The 17587-nt window shown below is 71.2% G+C and carries 11 protein-coding genes; 5 read left to right on the forward strand and 6 right to left on the reverse strand.

Annotated elements, in window-relative coordinates; all coding sequences use genetic code 11:
- Window positions 1–115 precede the first annotated feature (115 nt).
- Both V2J63_RS15265 and V2J63_RS15270 read left to right on the forward strand, forming a co-directional pair.
- On the forward strand, window positions 116–1924 hold the full coding sequence (locus V2J63_RS15265) for an ABC transporter ATP-binding protein (RefSeq protein ID WP_331231849.1): 1809 nt from the start codon (window positions 116–118) through the stop codon (window positions 1922–1924).
- Window positions 1924–3657 (forward strand): ABC transporter ATP-binding protein, encoded by a 1734-nt coding sequence (locus V2J63_RS15270; RefSeq protein WP_331231850.1) that lies wholly within the window; start codon window positions 1924–1926, stop codon window positions 3655–3657. The genes V2J63_RS15265 and V2J63_RS15270 overlap by 1 nt, the downstream gene beginning before the upstream one ends.
- Window positions 3658–3767: 110 nt before the next feature.
- Here the strand turns inward: V2J63_RS15270 and V2J63_RS15275 are convergent, their stop codons facing one another.
- Window positions 3768–4727 carry an SURF1 family protein gene (locus tag V2J63_RS15275; protein ID WP_331231851.1) on the reverse strand — a complete coding sequence of 320 codons (960 nt, stop codon included), beginning with the start codon at window positions 4725–4727 and terminating at the stop codon, window positions 3768–3770.
- A 272-nt stretch (window positions 4728–4999) separates the two neighbouring features.
- On the opposite strand from V2J63_RS15275, the gene V2J63_RS15280 reads away from it, so the two are divergent.
- From V2J63_RS15280 to V2J63_RS15290, 3 genes are all read left to right on the forward strand, one after another.
- On the forward strand, window positions 5000–7486 hold the full coding sequence (locus V2J63_RS15280) for a phosphoketolase family protein (RefSeq protein ID WP_331231852.1): 2487 nt from the start codon (window positions 5000–5002) through the stop codon (window positions 7484–7486).
- A 61-nt stretch (window positions 7487–7547) separates the two neighbouring features.
- The gene (gene pta, locus V2J63_RS15285) at window positions 7548–9632 is read left to right on the forward strand and encodes a phosphate acetyltransferase (protein WP_331231853.1); all 2085 of its coding nucleotides are present in this window, start codon (window positions 7548–7550) and stop codon (window positions 9630–9632) included.
- A complete protein-coding gene (locus tag V2J63_RS15290) occupies window positions 9629–10816 on the forward strand; it encodes an acetate/propionate family kinase (protein WP_331231854.1) in 1188 nt (395 codons plus the stop codon). The genes pta and V2J63_RS15290 overlap by 4 nt, the downstream gene beginning before the upstream one ends.
- 56 nt (window positions 10817–10872) lie before the next feature.
- Here the strand turns inward: V2J63_RS15290 and V2J63_RS15295 are convergent, their stop codons facing one another.
- From V2J63_RS15295 to V2J63_RS15315, 5 genes are all read right to left on the reverse strand, one after another.
- Window positions 10873–11805, reverse strand: coding sequence for a ribokinase (locus V2J63_RS15295; protein ID WP_331231855.1), 933 nt, complete (start codon window positions 11803–11805; stop codon window positions 10873–10875).
- 135 nt (window positions 11806–11940) lie between these two features.
- Entirely contained in the window at window positions 11941–12888 is a 948-nt protein-coding gene (locus V2J63_RS15300; RefSeq protein WP_491062065.1) for an ABC transporter permease, read from the reverse strand.
- A gap of 67 nt (window positions 12889–12955) precedes the next feature.
- The gene (locus tag V2J63_RS15305) at window positions 12956–14530 is read right to left on the reverse strand and encodes a sugar ABC transporter ATP-binding protein (protein ID WP_331231857.1); all 1575 of its coding nucleotides are present in this window, start codon (window positions 14528–14530) and stop codon (window positions 12956–12958) included.
- A 65-nt stretch (window positions 14531–14595) separates the two neighbouring features.
- Window positions 14596–15582, reverse strand: coding sequence for a sugar ABC transporter substrate-binding protein (locus V2J63_RS15310; protein WP_331231858.1), 987 nt, complete (start codon window positions 15580–15582; stop codon window positions 14596–14598).
- Window positions 15583–15668: 86 nt separating this feature from the next.
- Entirely contained in the window at window positions 15669–16712 is a 1044-nt protein-coding gene (locus tag V2J63_RS15315; RefSeq protein WP_331242111.1) for a LacI family DNA-binding transcriptional regulator, read from the reverse strand.
- Window positions 16713–17587 lie beyond the last annotated feature (875 nt).

Raw genomic sequence — 17587 nt, forward strand, 5'->3', positions numbered from 1 at the left:
TGAGCGGCGCGCCCGCCGGGTGCGCTCCGCCGCCACTCCTGCCTCCCCCTGTGGCGCGCCCACCGGCGAAAAACAGGTAGGGCGATGTCGCACCCGCCGCGTACGCTCAGCCCTCGTGCTCGACGTCCCGACCGGTCATCCCGGTCACCCCCCGCTCACCTCTCCCCTGGCGCTCCTGGGCTGGGTGACGCGTCGCGGCACCCTCCTTCTCCTCGCCGGGGTCGCCCTGGCCACGATCGAGGCGCTGTGCGGGGCGGCCATCCCCTATCTCCTCGGCCGGGCCCTCGACGCCGGCCTCGAGGACGGCCTGTCCCGCCCGCTGCTCGTCGCGGTCCTCCTCCTGCTCGTCGTCGGGCTCGTCGAGGCGACCGCCTCCGCGTCGGGGCACGTCGCCGAGGTCGGCGCGTGGATGCACGGGGCGTTCACCGCCCAGCGGCTCGTCGGCCACCACGTCACGCGCACGGGTCCCGCGATCGGCGCGGAGCTGCCCACCGGCGAGGTCGTCTCGACGGTCGCCTCGGACTCCTTCCACGTCGGCAACATGCTCGAGCTGCTCCCGCGCTTCATCGCCGGGATCGTCGCGTACGCCGTCGTCGCCGTCGTCATGCTCGAGGCTTCGGTGCCCCTCGGGCTCGCCGTCCTCCTCGGCCTCCCCCTCGTCGCCGCGACGCTCGGCCTCATCATCAAGCCGCTGCACGCCCGGCAGAAGGCGCACCGCGAGGCCTCGGGCCGCCTCGCGACCCTCGGCTCGGACACGGTCTCCGGCCTGCGGATCCTGCGCGGGATCGGCGGCGAGGACGCCTTCGCCGCCCGCTACCGGGACCAGTCCCAGCGGGTGCGCGGCGCGGGCGTCGGCGTCGCCGGGATGTCCTCGGTCCTCGAGGCACTCCAGGTCCTCCTGCCCGGGCTCTTCGTCGCCGGCGTCGTCTGGTTCGGCGCGCTGCTCGCGCTGCGGGGGGAGATCACGCCCGGACAGCTCGTCACCATCTACGGCTACACGGCCTTCCTCTCCCAACCTCTTCGCTGGGCCACGCAGTTCCTCAACTTCTTCACCCGGGCCCGCGTCGCGGGGCGCAAGATCATCGGGGTGCTCTCCGTCGAGCCCGCCGCCGGGAGCATCGCCGAGTCCGAGGCGGCCGACGCCCGACCCGCCGCCCCCACGGGCGACGGCGTGCCCGCCGAGCTCGTCGACGAGGCCGCGGGCGTCATCGTCCGGCCCGGCGCGCTCACGGTCATCGTCTCGGACTCCCCCGACGAGTCCGCGGCCCTCGCCGTACGCCTGGGCCGGTTCGACGACGCAACCGAGACCCCGGTCCGCCTCGACGGGATCGCCCTGCGCGACCTTCCGCTCGCCGAGGTGCGCGAGCGCGTCGTCGTCGCCGACGCCACGCCCCAGCTCTTCACGGGCACGCTCCGCGAGGGCCTCGCCGTGCGCGGGGACGGCGACGCCACCGACGATGCCGCGCTCCTCACCGCCCTCGACGTCGCTGACGCGCACGACGTCCTCGCGTCCCTGCCCGAGGGCCTCGACGGCGAGATCACCGAGAAGGGCCGTTCGCTCTCCGGCGGGCAGCGCCAGCGCGTGGCGCTCGCGCGCGCGCTCCTCACCGACCCGCAGGCCCTCGTCCTCGTCGAGCCGACGAGCGCCGTCGACGCGCACACGGAGGCCCGCATCGCCGCCCGGCTCGCCGCGCACCGGCGGGGCCGGACCACCGTCGTCGTCACCGCCTCCCCTCTTGTCCTCGAGCACGCCGACGAGGTCGTCCTCCTCTCCCACGGCCGCGAGCGCGTGCGCGGCGCCCACCGCGACCTCCTCGCCCGGGCCGGCGCCGGGGACCCCGACGCCGCCGCCTACCGCGCCGTCGTCACCCGCGAGACGGCCGAGCCGAGCGAGACCACCACCGACGCCGCCGAGGAGCGCTGATGCAGCTACCCATCGCGGACGCCCGCACGGTTCGCCGCTTCGCCGGCGGGCTCATCGGCCACTACCGCGGCCGGCTCGCCGGTGTCGTCGGGCTCCAGGCGCTCGCCGCCGTCGCCGCGCTCGCCGTGCCGTGGGTGCTCGGCGGCCTCGTCGACTCCGTCGCGGCCGGCACGACCGAGCGTCACATCCACACGACGGCGGCGGTCCTCGTCGGGGTCGTGCTCGTCCAGACCGTCGTCACCCGGTACGCCCAGCGCAGCGCGATGATCCTCGGCGAGGAGGTCTTCGCCCGGCTGCGGGAGAACTTCCTCTCCGCCGTCACGCACCTGCCCCTGTCCACGGTCGAGCGCGCCGGGACGGGCGACCTCCTCGGGCGGACGACGAACGACGTCGACCGCGTCCAGTGGGCGGTGCGCTTCGGCGTCCCGCGCGTCCTGGTGACGGCGACGACGGTCCTGCTCACCCTGGCCGCCGCGGTGGCGGCCTCGCCGCTCGCCGCGCTCGCCGTCCTCGTCGGCATCCCGGTCCTGCTCGCCGCCACCCGGTGGTACCTGCGGCTCGCACCGCCGGCGTACCACGCCAACGCCGCCGCCTACGCGACGCTCAACGGGACCCTGACGGAGTCCGTCGAGCACGCGGCGACGGTGGACGCGCTCGGCCTCGGGCGGCACCGGCGGGCGCGCACGGACGCCGTCGTCGGCCACGCCTGGGAGACGGAGAAGGCCACGCTGCGCCTGCGCGTGCCGCTGTTCTTCTGGCTCGGGATCTCCTTCGCCCTGCCCATCGCGGCCGTCCTCGTGTGGGGCACGTGGCTCGTCTCCCGGGACCTCGTCACGCTCGGGGCGGTGACGACCGTCGCGCTGTACGCCATGCAGGTGCGCCACCCGGTGAGCGAGCTCCTCATGTGGGTCGACGAGATCCAGGTCGCGACGGCGAGCCTCGCACGGATCGTCGGCGTCAGCCTCGTCGAGCCGGACCGCAGCACGAGCGGAGCGCGCCCGGCCGGGGAGGAGATCGTCGCCAGCGGCGTGCGCTACGCCTACCGGGACGGCGAGGACGTCCTCCACGGCATCGACCTCGACCTCGTGCCGGGTGAGCGGCTCGCCGTCGTCGGGCCCTCGGGGGCCGGCAAGTCGACGCTCGGGCGCATGCTCGCGGGCATCCACCCGCCCACCGGCGGCTCGGTGACGGTCGGCGGCGTGCCGCTCGTCGACCTGCCCGAGGAGGAGCTGCGCGGGCACGTCGCGCTCGTCACGCAGGAGCACCACGTCTTCGTCGGGACGCTCGCGGACAACCTCCGCCTCGCCCGGGCCGAGGCCACCGACGACGAGCTCGAGCGGGCGCTCGACGCCGTCGACGCGCTCGGCTGGGCGCGGGCGCTCCCGGACGGCCTCGACACGGAGGTCGGCTCCGGCGGCGCGCACCTCACCCCCGCGCAGGCCCAGCAGCTCGCGCTCGCGCGCCTCGTCCTCCTCGACCCGCACACGCTCGTCCTCGACGAGGCGACCTCGCTCCTCGACCCGCGGGCGGCCCGGCACCTCGAGCGCTCGCTCTCCGCGGTGCTGACGGGGCGGACCGTCGTCGCGATCGCGCACCGGCTCCACACCGCGCACGACGCCGACCGCGTGGCCGTCGTCGAGGACGGGCGGATCATCGAGATCGGCCCGCACGACGAGCTCGTCGCCGCGGACGGGGAGTACGCGGCGCTCTGGCGCTCCTGGCAGCAGGAGTAGGCCCACCCTGCCCCCGCCCCCTTTGCTCGTGATCGTGCAGAAGTTCCGCGGAGCTTCTGCACGATCACGAAGGGAGAGGGGGATCACCCCGGACGCGGGAGCAGGGGCTCCTACGGGCGCGCGTCGTCGCGGGCGTCGCGGACCCGGTCACGCAGGATGCGCAGCCACATGACGAGGGCGAACGCCGCGAACACCCACCACTCGATCGCGTAGGCGAGGCTCTGGAGGTTGAGTCCCCCCTCGGGAACGGGCGCCGGGGCGGCCCCGAGGTCGCCTGCCCCCTGCTCGGGCGTCTGCGCGACGAGGTAGGCGCTGAACATCGGCCCGCCCCAGAGGTTCGTCAGCTGGGCGGGGCTGATGGCGCCGACCTGCCCGGGCGGCAGTGCGTCGGCCTCGACCGCCTCGCCGGCGCTCAGCACCCCGACGACGTCGACCGCGCCCGTGGGGGCGTCGGGCACGTCGAGCTCGCCGATCCCGCCCTCGCTGCCCCCGGCCTCGAGGCCGGAGGCGGCGAGCTCGGCGGAGGGCACCCACCCGCGTACGACCGGCATGATCGCGCCGGCGTGCGCGCCCTCGGTGAGGTGGAGCGCGGTGACGACGAGGACGGCGTCGACGCCGTCGACCTGCCTCCCCGGGACGAGCACCTCCTCGCCCGCCGCGTACTGCCCGGTCATGCCCACCCGGCGCCCGAGCTCGTCGGCCGTCAGCGCCCGCTGGGGTGCGAGGACGTCCTCGACCGGCACCGGGTCGGCGGCGAGGCGTTCGGCCCGCTCGACCTGGACGGCCTCCTGGGCCCGGATCCCCGCGCGGTCGAGCTGCCAGAACCCGAGGCGGACGAAGAGGCCGCCGACGACGAGGACGAGCACGAGCAGGACCGCCATGCCCGGGCTGGCGGCGGCCCGGAGCCACTCGCGCGCGGCGGCCCGGCGGCCGTGCCCGCGCCCGTCAGCGCCGCGCCCGTCAGCGCCGCGGGCGTCCGCGCGCAAGCTGGTGCCGGGACGCACGCCGGGCCCGGCGCTGCGGTCGAGATCGAGGGAACCGGGGGTCTCCCGGGAGTCGGGGTCCTCCACGCTCCCAGGGTACGTGGCCCCCGTGGGCGCTCGGCTCGGCGTGCGCCCACCGCCGCGGCGCACCCCCGCGACGGCGTTGCCGTGTGTGGCAGATCACCGCGCACGCGGGGACGAACCGGACCAACGGCCCATCTCGCCGCACGCGGCCCAGGACAGACTCGAGGCACGTGGCCGTCGCCCCCCGCACACCCCGGGCGGCGCCACGTGTAGACGCAGCCCGCCCCCGGCACCAGGCTGGGGCGCACGGACCGTCGGCGACAAGGAGGCTCCTGGTGACGAAGCAGACGAGTACCGCGGCGTGGCGACCCCGCCCCGGGCACGACCTCAGCCCCGAGACCCTGCGGACGATCGACGCGTGGTGGCGCGCCGCGAACTACCTCTCCGTCGGGCAGATCTACCTCCTCGACAACCCGCTCCTGCGCACCGAGCTCGCCCGCGAGCACGTCAAGCCGAGGCTGCTGGGCCACTGGGGCACGACGCCGGGCCTCAACTTCCTCTACGCGCACATGAACCGGGCCATCCGCGAGCGCGGCCAGTCCACCCTCTACGTCACGGGCCCCGGCCACGGCGGCCCCGGGCTCGTCGCCAACAGCTACCTCGAGGGGACGTACACGCAGACGTACTCGGACATCACGGAGGACGCCGAGGGCCTGCGCCGCCTCTTCCGGCAGTTCTCCTTCCCGGGCGGCATCCCCTCGCACGTCGCCCCCGAGACCCCCGGCTCCATCCACGAGGGCGGTGAGCTCGGCTACGCCCTCTCCCACGCCTACGGCGCGGCGTTCGACAACCCGGACCTCCTCGTCCTCGCCGTCGTCGGGGACGGCGAGGCGGAGACGGGGCCGCTCGCGACGAGCTGGCACTCGAACAAGTTCGTCAACCCCGCCACCGACGGCGTCGTCCTGCCCGTCCTCCACCTCAACGGGTACAAGATCGCCAACCCCACGGTCCTCGCCCGGATCAGCGACGACGAGCTGACGGCCCTCATGCGGGGCTACGGGCACACGCCGCACGTCTTCACCGGCGGGTTCGACGACGAGGACCCCGCGGCCGTGCACGCGCGCTTCGCCGCCCTCCTCGACGACGTCCTCGACGAGATCGCCGAGATCAAGGCGCGCGCCGCCGCGACGCCGCCGGACGAGCTCGAGCGCCCGCTGTGGCCGATGATCGTCTTCCGCACCCCGAAGGGCTGGACGTGCCCGAAGGAGATCGACGGCAAGCCCGCCGAGGGCTCGTGGCGCTCCCACCAGGTCCCCCTGACGAGCGCCCGCGACACCGAGGAGCACCTGCGAACCCTCGAGAGCTGGCTGCGCAGCTACCGGCCCGAGGAGCTCTTCGACGACGACGGCCGGCTCTCCGGTGACGTCGCCGCCCTCGCCCCCGACGGTGACCTGCGGATGAGCGCCGTCCCCCACGCCAACGGCGGGCTCCTGCTCAAGGACCTGCGCCTGCCGGACTTCCGCGACTTCGCCGTCGACGTCGCCTCCCCCGGCGCCCCCCTGGCCGAGGCGACGCGGGTGCTCGGTGCGTGGCTCACGGAGGTCATCCGCCGCAACCCGGACAACTTCCGGATCTTCGGGCCGGACGAGGTCGCGTCGAACCGCCTCCAGGGCGTCTACGACGTCACCGACAAGCAGTGGAACGCCGACTACCGCACGAGCGACACCGGGGAGCACCTGGCGCGGGCGGGACGCGTCATGGAGATGCTCTCGGAGCACCAGTGCCAGGGGTGGCTCGAGGGCTACCTCCTCACCGGGCGCCACGGGCTCTTCACGTCCTACGAGGCGTTCATCCACATCGTCGACTCGATGGTCAACCAGCACGCCAAGTGGCTCAAGGTCACGAACCACATCCCGTGGCGCCGGCCGATCGCATCGCTCAACTACCTCCTCAGCTCCCACGTCTGGCGGCAGGACCACAACGGCTTCTCCCACCAGGACCCGGGCTTCATCGACCACGTCGTCAACAAGAAGGCGGACGTCATCCGCGTCTACCTGCCCCCGGACGCCAACACCCTCCTCGCCACCTACGACCACGTCCTGCGCTCGCGGCAGTACGTCAACGTCGTCGTCGCCGGGAAGCAGCCCGCGCCGAGCTTCCTCGGCATCGACGCCGCGGTCACGCACTGCGAGCGCGGCCTCGGCATCTGGGAGTGGGCGGGCACGGAGGTCGAGGGCACCGAGCCCGACGTCGTCCTCGCCTGCGCGGGCGACGTCCCCACGCTCGAGACCCTCGCCGCCGCGGACCTCCTGCGCGAGCACATCCCTGACCTCAAGGTGCGGGTGGTCAACGTCGTCGACCTCATGCGGCTCCAGGACGAGCGTGAGCACCCGCACGGCCTGAGCGACCGGGACTTCGACACCCTCTTCACGACGGGCCGGCCGGTCATCTTCGCCTACCACGGGTACCCGTGGCTCATCCACCGCCTCACGTACCGCCGCGCGGGCCACGCCAACCTCCACGTCCGCGGGTACAAGGAGGAGGGCACGACGACGACGCCGTTCGACATGGTCATGCTCAACGACCTCGACCGGTACCACCTCGTCATGGACGTCATCGACCGCGTACCGTCGCTCGGGTCCCGCTACGCCGGCCTCCGCCAGCGCATGAGCGACGCCCGGCACGAGGCCCGCCGGTACACGCGCGAGCACGGGCAGGACATCCCCGCCGTCGCCGACTGGGTGTGGCCCGACGCCGGCGAGACGGCGACGGAGGACGCAGGCCCGATCCCGACCTCCGCCACCGGCGGGGACAACGAGTAGGACGCCTGGCCCGGGCCGGGCGGGGACGGCGCACGACCACGACAGGAAGCAGGCACACGAAGTGGCGCGGAGCATCTACATCGCCTCCCCCGAGGGGCACACCGGCAAGTCGACCATCGCGCTCGGCCTCGTCGACCTCTTCTCCCGGCGCGTCCAGCGCGTCGGGATCTTCCGGCCGGTCGTGCGCGGCTCCCGCGAGCCGGACAACGTCCTCGAGCTGCTCCTCGCCCACGACGGCGTCGAGACGGCCTACGAGGACGCCGTCGGCGTCACCTACGAGGACGTCCACGCCGACGAGGACGCCGCGCTGACGACGATCCTCGAGCGCTACCGCGCCGTCGGGTCCCGCAACGAGGTGGTCGTCGTCGTCGGCTCGGACTACACCGACGTGACGGGCCCGGCAGAGCTCGCCTTCAACGCGCGCGTCGCCGCCAACCTCGGCGCCCCCGTCCTCCTCGTCGTGCGTGCGCTCGGACGCAGCGGCGAGGAGGTCCGCCAGGTCGTCGACGTCGCGGCCGGCGAGCTGCGCTCCGGCCACGCCTCCGTCGTCGCCGTCGCCGTCAACCGGTGCGAGCCCGAGAACGCGGACGACGTCCGCGGCGAGCTCGCCGACCTCGACCTGCCGGTGTGGATCTTCCCCGAGATCCCGCTCCTGTCGGCCCCGACGGTCGGGGACCTCATGCAGGCCCTCGGCGGCGAGCTCCTCGCCGGCGACAGCGCCCTCCTCGCCCGCGAGGCGGAGCACCTCCTCGTCTGCGGCATGAACACCGAGCACATCCTCGAGCGGGTCCGCGACGGCCAGGTCGCCATCGCCGCCGGCGACCGGTCCGAGGTGCTCCTCGCGCTCGTCAGCGCCCACGCGTCGGAGAACTTCCCCTCCCTCGCGGGCATCGTGCTCAACGGCGGCTACGCGCCGTCGGAGCAGATCCGCACGCTCGTCGAGGGCCTGGGCCAGGCCCTGCCGATCGTCACGACGACCCACGACACGTACGAGACGGCGCGGATCGCCTCGACCACCCGGGGCCTCATCTCCCACCGCACCCAGCGCAAGCGGGACCTCGCGCTGAGCGCGTTCGAGACGAACATCGACGGCGACGCCGTCCTGCGCGCCCTCGACGTGCCGCGCAGCGAGGTCGTCACCCCGCTCATGTTCGAGTCGGAGCTCCTCGAGCGCGCCCGCGGCGACCGTCAGCACATCGTCCTGCCCGAGGGCACGGACGACCGGATCCTGCGGGCCGCGAGCACCCTGCTCTCCCGCGGTGTCGCCGACCTCACCCTCCTCGGCAACGAGCAGGCCGTCCGCGGACGGGCGCGCGAGCTCGGCCTCGACCTCGACGCCGCCCCCGTCATCGACCCGCGCTCCTCCGAGCTCCTCGAGCGCTTCGCCGAGGAGTACACACGCCTGCGCGGCCACCGGGGCATGACCGTCGAACGGGCGCGCGAGGTGCTGCCGAGCGTGTCGTACTTCGGCACGATGATGGTCCACCTCGGCCTCGCCGACGGCATGGTCTCGGGGGCGCAGCACACGACGGCGCACACGATCAAGCCGTCGTTCGAGATCATCAAGACCCGCCCGGGGACGTCGATCGTCTCCTCGGTCTTCCTCATGTGCCTCGCGGACCGGGTCCTCGTCTACGGCGACTGCGCCGTCAACCCCGACCCGACGGCCGAGCAGCTGAGCGACATCGCGATCTCCTCCGCCGAGACGGCCGCCCAGTTCGGCATCGCCCCGCGCGTGGCGATGCTGTCCTACTCGACGGGGGCGTCCGGCACGGGCGCCGACGTCGACAAGGTCCGCGCGGCGACCGCCCTCGTCCGCGAGCGCCGACCCGACCTCTCCGTCGAGGGCCCCATCCAGTACGACGCCGCCGTCGACGCCTCCGTCGCCCAGACGAAGATGCCGGGCTCCGACGTCGCCGGGCGGGCCACGGTCTTCGTCTTCCCCGACCTCAACACCGGCAACAACACGTACAAGGCCGTCCAGCGCTCGGCGGGTGCCGTCGCCATCGGCCCGGTACTCCAGGGCCTCAACAAGCCCGTCAACGACCTCTCCCGCGGCGCGCTCGTCCAGGACATCGTCAACACGGTCGCCATCACGGCGGTCCAGGCCCAGGCGCTCGCCGCCACGAAGGAGACCGGCGCATGAGCGCGACCGTCCTCGTCATCAACTCCGGCTCATCCTCGATCAAGTACCAGCTCGTCGACCCGGAGAGCGGGACGGCCCTCGCGTCGGGCCTCGTCGAGCGGATCGGGGAGCGCACCGGCCGCCTGCGGCACACCCACGCCGGCACGGTCACCGTCCGGGAGGACCCGGTCCCCGACCACGGCGCCGGCCTGCGCGTCGTCCTCGACCTCTTCGCGAGCGTCGGGCCGCACCTCGGTGAGGCGGGCGTCGTCGCCGTCGGGCACCGCGTCGTCCAGGGCGGGGCCCGGTACGACGGTCCCGTCCGCATCGACGACGGGGTCGAGGCGACGATCGCCGAGCTCGCGCCGCTCGCGCCGCTGCACAACCCGCCGAACCTGCGCGGCATCGAGGTGGCCCGCGAGCTCCTGCCCGACGTCCCGCACGTGGCCGTCTTCGACACGGCGTTCTTCCGGGGCCTGCCGGACGCCGCGGCGACGTACGCGCTCGACGTCGAGGTGGCGCGCAAGCACCGCGTGCGCCGCTACGGCGCGCACGGCACGTCCCACCAGTACGTCTCCCGCACGGTGGCCGAGGTGCTCGGGCGCCCGCTCGGCGAGCTCAAGCAGATCGTCCTCCACCTCGGCAACGGCGCGTCCGCGTCCGCCGTCGACCGCGGGCGGGCGGTCGACACGTCCATGGGCATGACCCCGCTCGAGGGCCTCGTCATGGGGACCCGCACGGGCGACATCGACCCGGCGATCATCTTCCACCTCCATCGCAACGCCGGGATGTCCATCGACGAGATCGACGACCTGCTCAACCGGCGCTCGGGCCTCAAGGGGCTCGCGGGCCACAACGACCTGCGCGAGGTCCACCAGCTCATCGCGGGAGGCGACGCCGGTGCCCGGCTCGCGCTCGAGGTCTACACCCACCGGCTGCGCAAGTACGTCGGCTCCTACGCCGCGGTCATGGGCGGGCTCGACGTCGTCACGTTCACCGCCGGGGTCGGCGAGAACGACGAGACGGTGCGGGCCGGCGCCCTCGCCGGGCTCGAGTTCCTCGGCATCGAGCTCGACCCGGTGCGCAACGCCGGTCCGAAGAAGAGCCCGACCGTCGTCTCGCGGGACCGTTCGCGGGTCACCGTCATGGTCGTCCCGACGAACGAGGAGCTCGAGATCGCCCGGCAGGTCGTCTCGCTGCTCTGACTCAATGACGACGTGCGTCGGCGAGCGTGCATGTCCCTCCTCCAGACACTGGCTCCTCAGACGGCCTTCTTTCGGCGAAAGCCGCGAGCACGCAGTGCATCGGGCGTCGGGTACGAGGCCTGTGCTCCACGGCCCTCGACTGCGAACGCCGCGACGTCGGTTGCTATCTCGACGCACGCGCCAAGCGGCGCCCCTTCGGCGAGCGCGGCGCACAACGCTCCGACAAATGCATCCCCGGCCCCGGTCGTGTCGACGGCATCGATCTGGCGCGCCGGCACGTGCCCACACTGCGCGGCAGCTCGCTCGCGATAGACGGCGCCGCGGCTCCCGAGCGTGATGATGACCGACCGAGGCCCCAGCCCCAGGAGCGCAGCGGAAAGCCGGAGCGGGTCGCCGCTCTCGTCGCTGGAGCCGAGCAGGAGTACCGCCTCCCCCTCGTTAACGACGAGCGGATCGCACACCGCTAGCACCGATGCCGGTAGCGGCTGCGCGGGAGCGGCGTTCAGCACGAATCGCGCTCCGGACCGCCGGGAGGCGTCAGCGACGTACTCGACCGTCTCCATCGGAATCTCCATCTGCATCACCACGAGATCCGCACCGAGCCAGATGTCGCTGCAATCCTGGACCAGTTCCGGCGTCACATTCAGATTGGCCCCTGGCGATACGACGATGGAGTTCTCACCATCGGGAGTGACCATAATGATCGCGCTCCCGCTCGCGCTCGCGGCGACGCGCAGGCCGCGCGTCGCTACGCCAGCCTCGGTGAGCGCTGCCCTGAGCATCCGTCCCTGCCCGTCGTCACCAACACAGCCGATGAAGCTGACGTCAGCCCCCAGGCGCCCAGCGGCGACGGCCTGGTTCGCCCCCTTCCCGCCCGCCATGACGACGAGGTCCGAGCCCATGACTGTCTCACCCGGCTCCGGACGACGGTCAATCCGCGTGAACAGATCGGCGTTCGCCGATCCGATGACCGCGACTGTTCTCGCCACTGCAGTCCCCCTTACCGCCTCGGCACCGTGGCGCCGCAGACCCGCATGCTCTTCAACCGTCAGGTGTAGACCTCGCGACGTCACCTGTGATCAACACAAACCGTGTCATCGGCTGCCACAACGCCCCTCCACGAACTACTCCATGGCCATCCTGCGGGAGAAGCGCTGCCTGTAAGCGTCCACCACGACGGCGACGATGATCACTGCACCCGTCATCATCTGGCGCTGGAAGTCACTCACACCAATGAGGAGAAGCCCATTGGTCAGGACGCCGAGGAGGGATGCGCCGAGTAAGGTGCCGATGAGCGAGCCCTTTCCGCCGAAAAGGCTCGTCCCACCGAGGATGACCGCAGCGATGGCCGTCAGCTCATAGCCGGTTCCGACAATGGGGCTGGCGATGTTTAGCCGTGCCATGTAGATGATGGCGCCAATGCCGACGCAGGCGCCGGCGATCGCGAAGGCGGCGACCTTGATGGCTTTGGTGCGGTGACCGGCGAGCCGTACGGTCTCCTCGTTGTTGCCGATCGCCAGCAGGAGCCTGCCGAAGACGGTCTTGCTCAGCACGAACTGACCCAAGATCACGAGGGCCAGCGCGACAAGGAACACCGCCGGTACGCCAAGCACCGTCGCGCGACCGAAATCCGTGAACGAGGCGGGGAACTGGTAGATCGTCTGAGCCTGCGTCTTCTCAAGCGCCGCGCCGCGGGCAATATACAGCATGCCGAGCGTCACGATGAACGCTGGAATCTTCCAGGTCTCGGTGATCAGACCATTGATCAGCCCGACCGCGAGCCCGGTGAGGACGGCGGCGAGGACGGCAAGCATGATCGCCACCGTTGCCGACATCGAGTCGTTCACGAGGATGGGTCCAGCGACGACGGCGCACAGCGCCAGAACCGAGCCAACTGACAGGTCGATTCCCCCGATGAGGATGACGAAGGTCATCCCGACAGCGAGGATCGTGTTGATCGTAATCTCCGTGGCGATGTTGCTGAGGTTCGCGCGGCTCGCGAAGTTCGGAGCAAGGACCGCAAAGAACAGGATGAGGAGGACCAGCACTATCCCGATACCAGCCTCACCCATGATGCGATTGGTGAGCGCACGACCACTGAAGGCGCGCGAGACGCTTTTCGTCGACGCTTCGTTCACGCTAGAGCTCCTCATTGAGAGATTCGGTAGCACCGTGCCCGGCGCTGCCCTCTTGGTCGAGGTAGCCGGAGTATGCGAGAGCCAATATTTCTTCCTTGTCGAACTCCGGTCCGTCGACGACGCCGGCGATGGCGCCGTTCGACACGACCATGATCCTGTTCGCCGTGGCGGTCACCTCGTTGAGGTCCGACGAGATGATGATGACGCTCTTGCCGCGCTCGGCCAGGGCCCCGAGGAGGCGGTGGATCTCGTACTTCGCACCGACGTCGACCCCGCGCGTCGGTTCATCGACGATGAGGACGTCGCTCTCGGCGAACAGCCACTTGGCGAGGACCACCTTCTGCTGGTTCCCCCCGGACAGCGTCCTCGCGGTGCGTCTCGGGGAGTCCACCTTGATCCGCAGCGACCGCGAGAGCTCCTCGAAGGCCTCCCGCTCCGCACGCCGGTCGATCACGCCGAACCGCGACACCTTGTGCGGAGCGGCGAGCGTCGTGTTGACGTCGCACGGGAGGTCGAGGACGAGCCCCTGAGCCTTCCTGTCCTCCGTGAGGAACCCGATGCCGGCTCTGACCGCCTGGCGGGGCGTCCTGATCGTGACGGGGCGCCCACCTACGTGCACCGTCCCGGACGCCGGGACGTCCGCACCAAAGATGCCACGCATGATCTCCGTCCGACCGGCGCCGACGAGACCGACGACACCGAGTACCTCGCCCTGCCGGACCATGAGATCGACGGGCGAGGACCCCTTGCTCCGCCGGAGCTGGCTGACCTCGAGCACCGCGTTGGTCCGGGCGTGCTCGGGCCGCGGCGGGTACTCCTCGGCGAGGTCGCGCCCGACCATCTGCCGGACGAGCGCGGGGACGGTGATCCCAGGAGCGCAGTGCTCGGCGATCCGTGCGCCGTTGCGCAGGATCGTGCAGCGGTCAGCGAGGCGCACGACCTCGTCGAGGTGGTGGGAGATGAAGACGATCCCGACACCGGAGGAACGCAGGCGGTCGATGATCGCGAACAGCCGTTCCTTCTCCGGCGGGGTCAGGGTGGCGGTGGGCTCGTCGAGGATGAGCAGCCGGCTCCTGGCCGAGACCGCGCGGGCGATCTCGACGAGCTGCATCTGCGCGATGCCGAGCGTCTCGACCTTCGTCCGCGGCGAGATGTTTAGCCCGACCGCGTCCAGCAGCGTCGCGCTCTCGCGATACATCGTGCGGTAGTCGACCAGCCCGCGCCGACGCGGCAGACGCTCGAAGAAGATGTTCTCGGCGACCGTGAGGTAGGGCAGGAGGTTGAGCTCCTGGTGAACCACCCTGATGCCGTGGCCGATCGAGTCGGCGGACGAGGCCGGCTCGTAGGGTTTCCCATCGAGCTGCAGCGCGCCGGAGTCCCTCGTCTCGACACCGGCGATGATCCGGACGAGCGTCGACTTCCCGGCTCCGTTCTCACCCACGAGGGCGTGCACCTCGCCGGGGTACAGGTCGAGGTCGACGTGGTCGAGCGCGAGCACGCCCGGGAAGCGGCGGGTGACACCTCGTGCGACCAGCAGCGCATCCGGCTCGGCGCGCGGTGGGGGTTTGTCGTTCATTGGATCTTCCTCGCGACGTGTCGGGACGACGGGGTGGCCGGCCCGGCCGGCCACCCAGAGCGTTCTTACTGCGCGTCTCCGGTGATGAGCGTCACCTCGGTCTTGACCCAGGGCTCGAGGGTCTCACCGTCGATCGCGAGGAGTGCAGCGTCGATTCCGAGCGCCGCCTGCTGCGACCCGTACTGGTCTACCGTGGCGAGCACCGTGCCGTCCTCGAGGTAGGGGTGGATCGCGGGGATGTTGTCGAAGCCGACGATCTCGATCTCGCCGGTGAGTCCGGCGGACTCGACCGCAGAGATCGCACCGAGGGCCATCGAGTCGTTGGCGGTCATGACGCCATCGATCTCCGCGTCGCCGGTGAGGATGCTGGTGAGGACGCTGTGCGCCTGGTCGGTCTCCCAATTCGCGGTGTTCGAGGCGACGAGCTCGAGGCCACCGTCCTCGATCGCGTCCATGAAGCCGGCCTTCCGCTGCTCGGCGTTGTCGACGCCGGGGATGCCCTCGATGATGACGACGCGGCCGCCCTCACCGATCGCGTCCGCCAGTGCGTCACCGGCAAGCTTGGCGCCCTCGCGGTTGTCCGGTCCGACGAACGGGACCTCGATGCCGGCCGCCTCCAGCGCGTCCGGGTCGAGTCGGACGTCGATGTTGATCACCGGGATCCCGGCCTCAACGGCCTGCTGGACCGGGGAAACCAGGCCGCGGGAGTCGGCCGGCGCGATGACGATGGCATCGACCTGCTGAGCGATCAGCTGGTTCATCGCCTGGACCTGGCCGTCGATGTCCGTCTCCGACTGCGTCCCGACGGCGGTGAGCTCGAACGTCCCCTCCTCAGCCTCGTAGTCGAGCGCGCCCTGCTGCATCTCCTGGAAGAACTCGTTCCCGAGCGACTTCATGACGAGCCCGATGCGCGGCAGGTCGCCGTCCGTGTCACCGGTCGCCGCGGGCGACCCGTTCGACTGGGCCGGAGCTGGGCTGTCCTGGCCGCACGCCGAGAGGAAGAGGCCGGCGACGGCGACCATTCCGATGGCGAGGGTCTTTCGTACGTTCATGTCTTCTGGCCTTTCGCGTGTGTGGAGAACGGGGGTCTGCCTGTTCGAGACATACTTGAAAAACATGCTCGCGCCGGCGGGTGTGCTCACATGGCGCCACCCCCCTCAGCGCCGAGCTCGGTATATGACGGAGCGGGAACACACCCGCACGAGGAGCGGATGCGAAGGCTCGTGGGGATGGTGGTCGACCTCACCCGCGGTCGCGCATCCGCCTCGGCAACGAGAGTGTTCAGCACCTCTCGCCCCAGCTCGTCGAAGCCTTGTTGGACAGTCGTCAGCGGCGGCGAGGTGTAGGCGGAGAGCGGAATGCCGTCGAAGGAGACGATCGCGACGTCGCCCGGTACCGTCAGACCTCGCTCGGTGAGCGCACGGAGCACTCCGAGGGCTTGGATGTCGCTACTGACAAAGATCGCGTCGGTCTGGGGGTGATGGGCAAGGAGTTCGAGGGTCGCCCGGTACCCCGCCGCGATGTTGAACGGCACGTGCTGGACCGGGACGAGATCCGGATCGGCGCCGTGCTCCGTGACAGCTCGACGCATACCGCGCACACGTTCCTCCGCCGGCGCCAGACCCTCGGGCCCCGCGATCATCGCGAGACGACGACGCCGGTGCCCGAGCAGGTGAGCGGTCGCCTCGTAGCCACCGTCCTCGCCCGCGCTCCGCACGAGCGGCAACTCCAGCCCGTCGGTGCCGTCGAGGTCGCGGTCAAGCAGTACGCACCGCACGTCGCGGCCGACGAGGTGCGAAGTCCATTCCGCGGGACCGTAGGCGGGAATGATCGCGATCCCAGTGACCTGCCGGTCGAGGAACTCACAGACGTAGGCCACCTCCCGGCTCGGGATCTCTTTCGCGTTTCCCAGCAGGATCGTGTACCCGAGGACGAAGGCTGCATCCTCGATCGCCCGTGCCAGCTCGGCGAAGAACGGGTTCGAGTTGTCCGGCACGAGCACACCGATCGTGTGGCTCTTGCTGCTCCGCAGTGACGCGGCCAAGCGGTTCGGGCGGTATCCCAGCTCCTTGATCGCTGCGAGGACGCGGGCACGAGTCGCCGGCGCCACCGGCCGTGTGCCTTCATTGATCACATAGCTGACCACCGCCGGTGACACTCCCGCGAGCTTGGCCACGTCCATCCGAGTAGCCACAGAGACACACCTCCTCATTGACAGTGCACCGCGCCACGTCGCCCGGTCGGCCCACTCCGGGTGTGCGGCCGGGGGGCGTCGCTAGTATCAACTCGTGTTGAACTGTGACGTCAAGCACTGCCCACAATGCGAGACCGGTCCGTCCTGGCGGTCGCGCCGGGTCGCACAGGGAGCCTCCGGCGCCCCGCTGTGCCCCACCCCCAGGACAACCATCCCGGGAGACCGCGGACTTTCGCGGCCTAGACGGGTCGCCGCTCCAGAGCGACCGAGCCGTCGCTGCGGCAACTCAAACCGCGCGAGCAGACGAGCCTTAGGTAACGGTTCTATAACAGTCTCGGAAGTGCTTGCGACGTGACACGTGTCACGCGTACGTTCCTACCCACAGCACGCAACACGTGTTGAGTCGCCGGCGAGGGTTACCAGCCTGGACTGGACGATGTCCGACCGCCCCGCACCTGTCACTGACAACGGAGTTGACTGCGGCGGCGACGACTGGCCGCCAGCCAGGTGGTCACGGTTCACGACGATGACGTCACGAACGCTGAGGCACGGGCGCCTCACGCTGCGTGGAACGGAGGTTTCACAGCTCGTCGAGTGGGTTTTTTGCCGACAACGGATGAGGCCGTGCTGGGACATTCCTGTCCTGCCACGAGAACGGAGTCACGATGCACGACATTGAACTGATGTGGGAGGTGCTAACACCATGAGGACCAGATCACGGCTGATGACGGTCCTGACGACGGGTGCGTTGGTTGCGACAGTCGGCGCCGGTGCCGCGTTTGGTACAACTTCCGATCCTGAGGCGACGGACGCCTCGGAGAAGGTCATTATCGACGCGGACATGGGCCAGCTGAACGACGACG

Source organism: Georgenia wangjunii (assembly GCF_036421975.1).
In the GTDB taxonomy this organism is placed as follows: Bacteria; Actinomycetota; Actinomycetes; order Actinomycetales; family Actinomycetaceae; genus Georgenia_A; species Georgenia_A wangjunii.

What these genes read in the sequence shown, in the direction of transcription:
- V2J63_RS15270 (WP_331231850.1), top strand. Translation starts at nt 1,924, where the DNA reads ATGCAGCTACCCATCGCGGACGCCCGCACGGTTCGCCGCTTCGCCGGC.
- V2J63_RS15290 (WP_331231854.1), top strand. Translation starts at nt 9,629, where the DNA reads ATGAGCGCGACCGTCCTCGTCATCAACTCCGGCTCATCCTCGATCAAG.
- V2J63_RS15300 (WP_491062065.1), bottom strand. Translation starts at nt 12,888, where the DNA reads ATGGGTGAGGCTGGTATCGGGATAGTGCTGGTCCTCCTCATCCTGTTC.
- V2J63_RS15305 (WP_331231857.1), bottom strand. Translation starts at nt 14,530, where the DNA reads ATGAACGACAAACCCCCACCGCGCGCCGAGCCGGATGCGCTGCTGGTC.
- V2J63_RS15310 (WP_331231858.1), bottom strand. Translation starts at nt 15,582, where the DNA reads ATGAACGTACGAAAGACCCTCGCCATCGGAATGGTCGCCGTCGCCGGC.
- V2J63_RS15315 (WP_331242111.1), bottom strand. Translation starts at nt 16,712, where the DNA reads ATGGACGTGGCCAAGCTCGCGGGAGTGTCACCGGCGGTGGTCAGCTAT.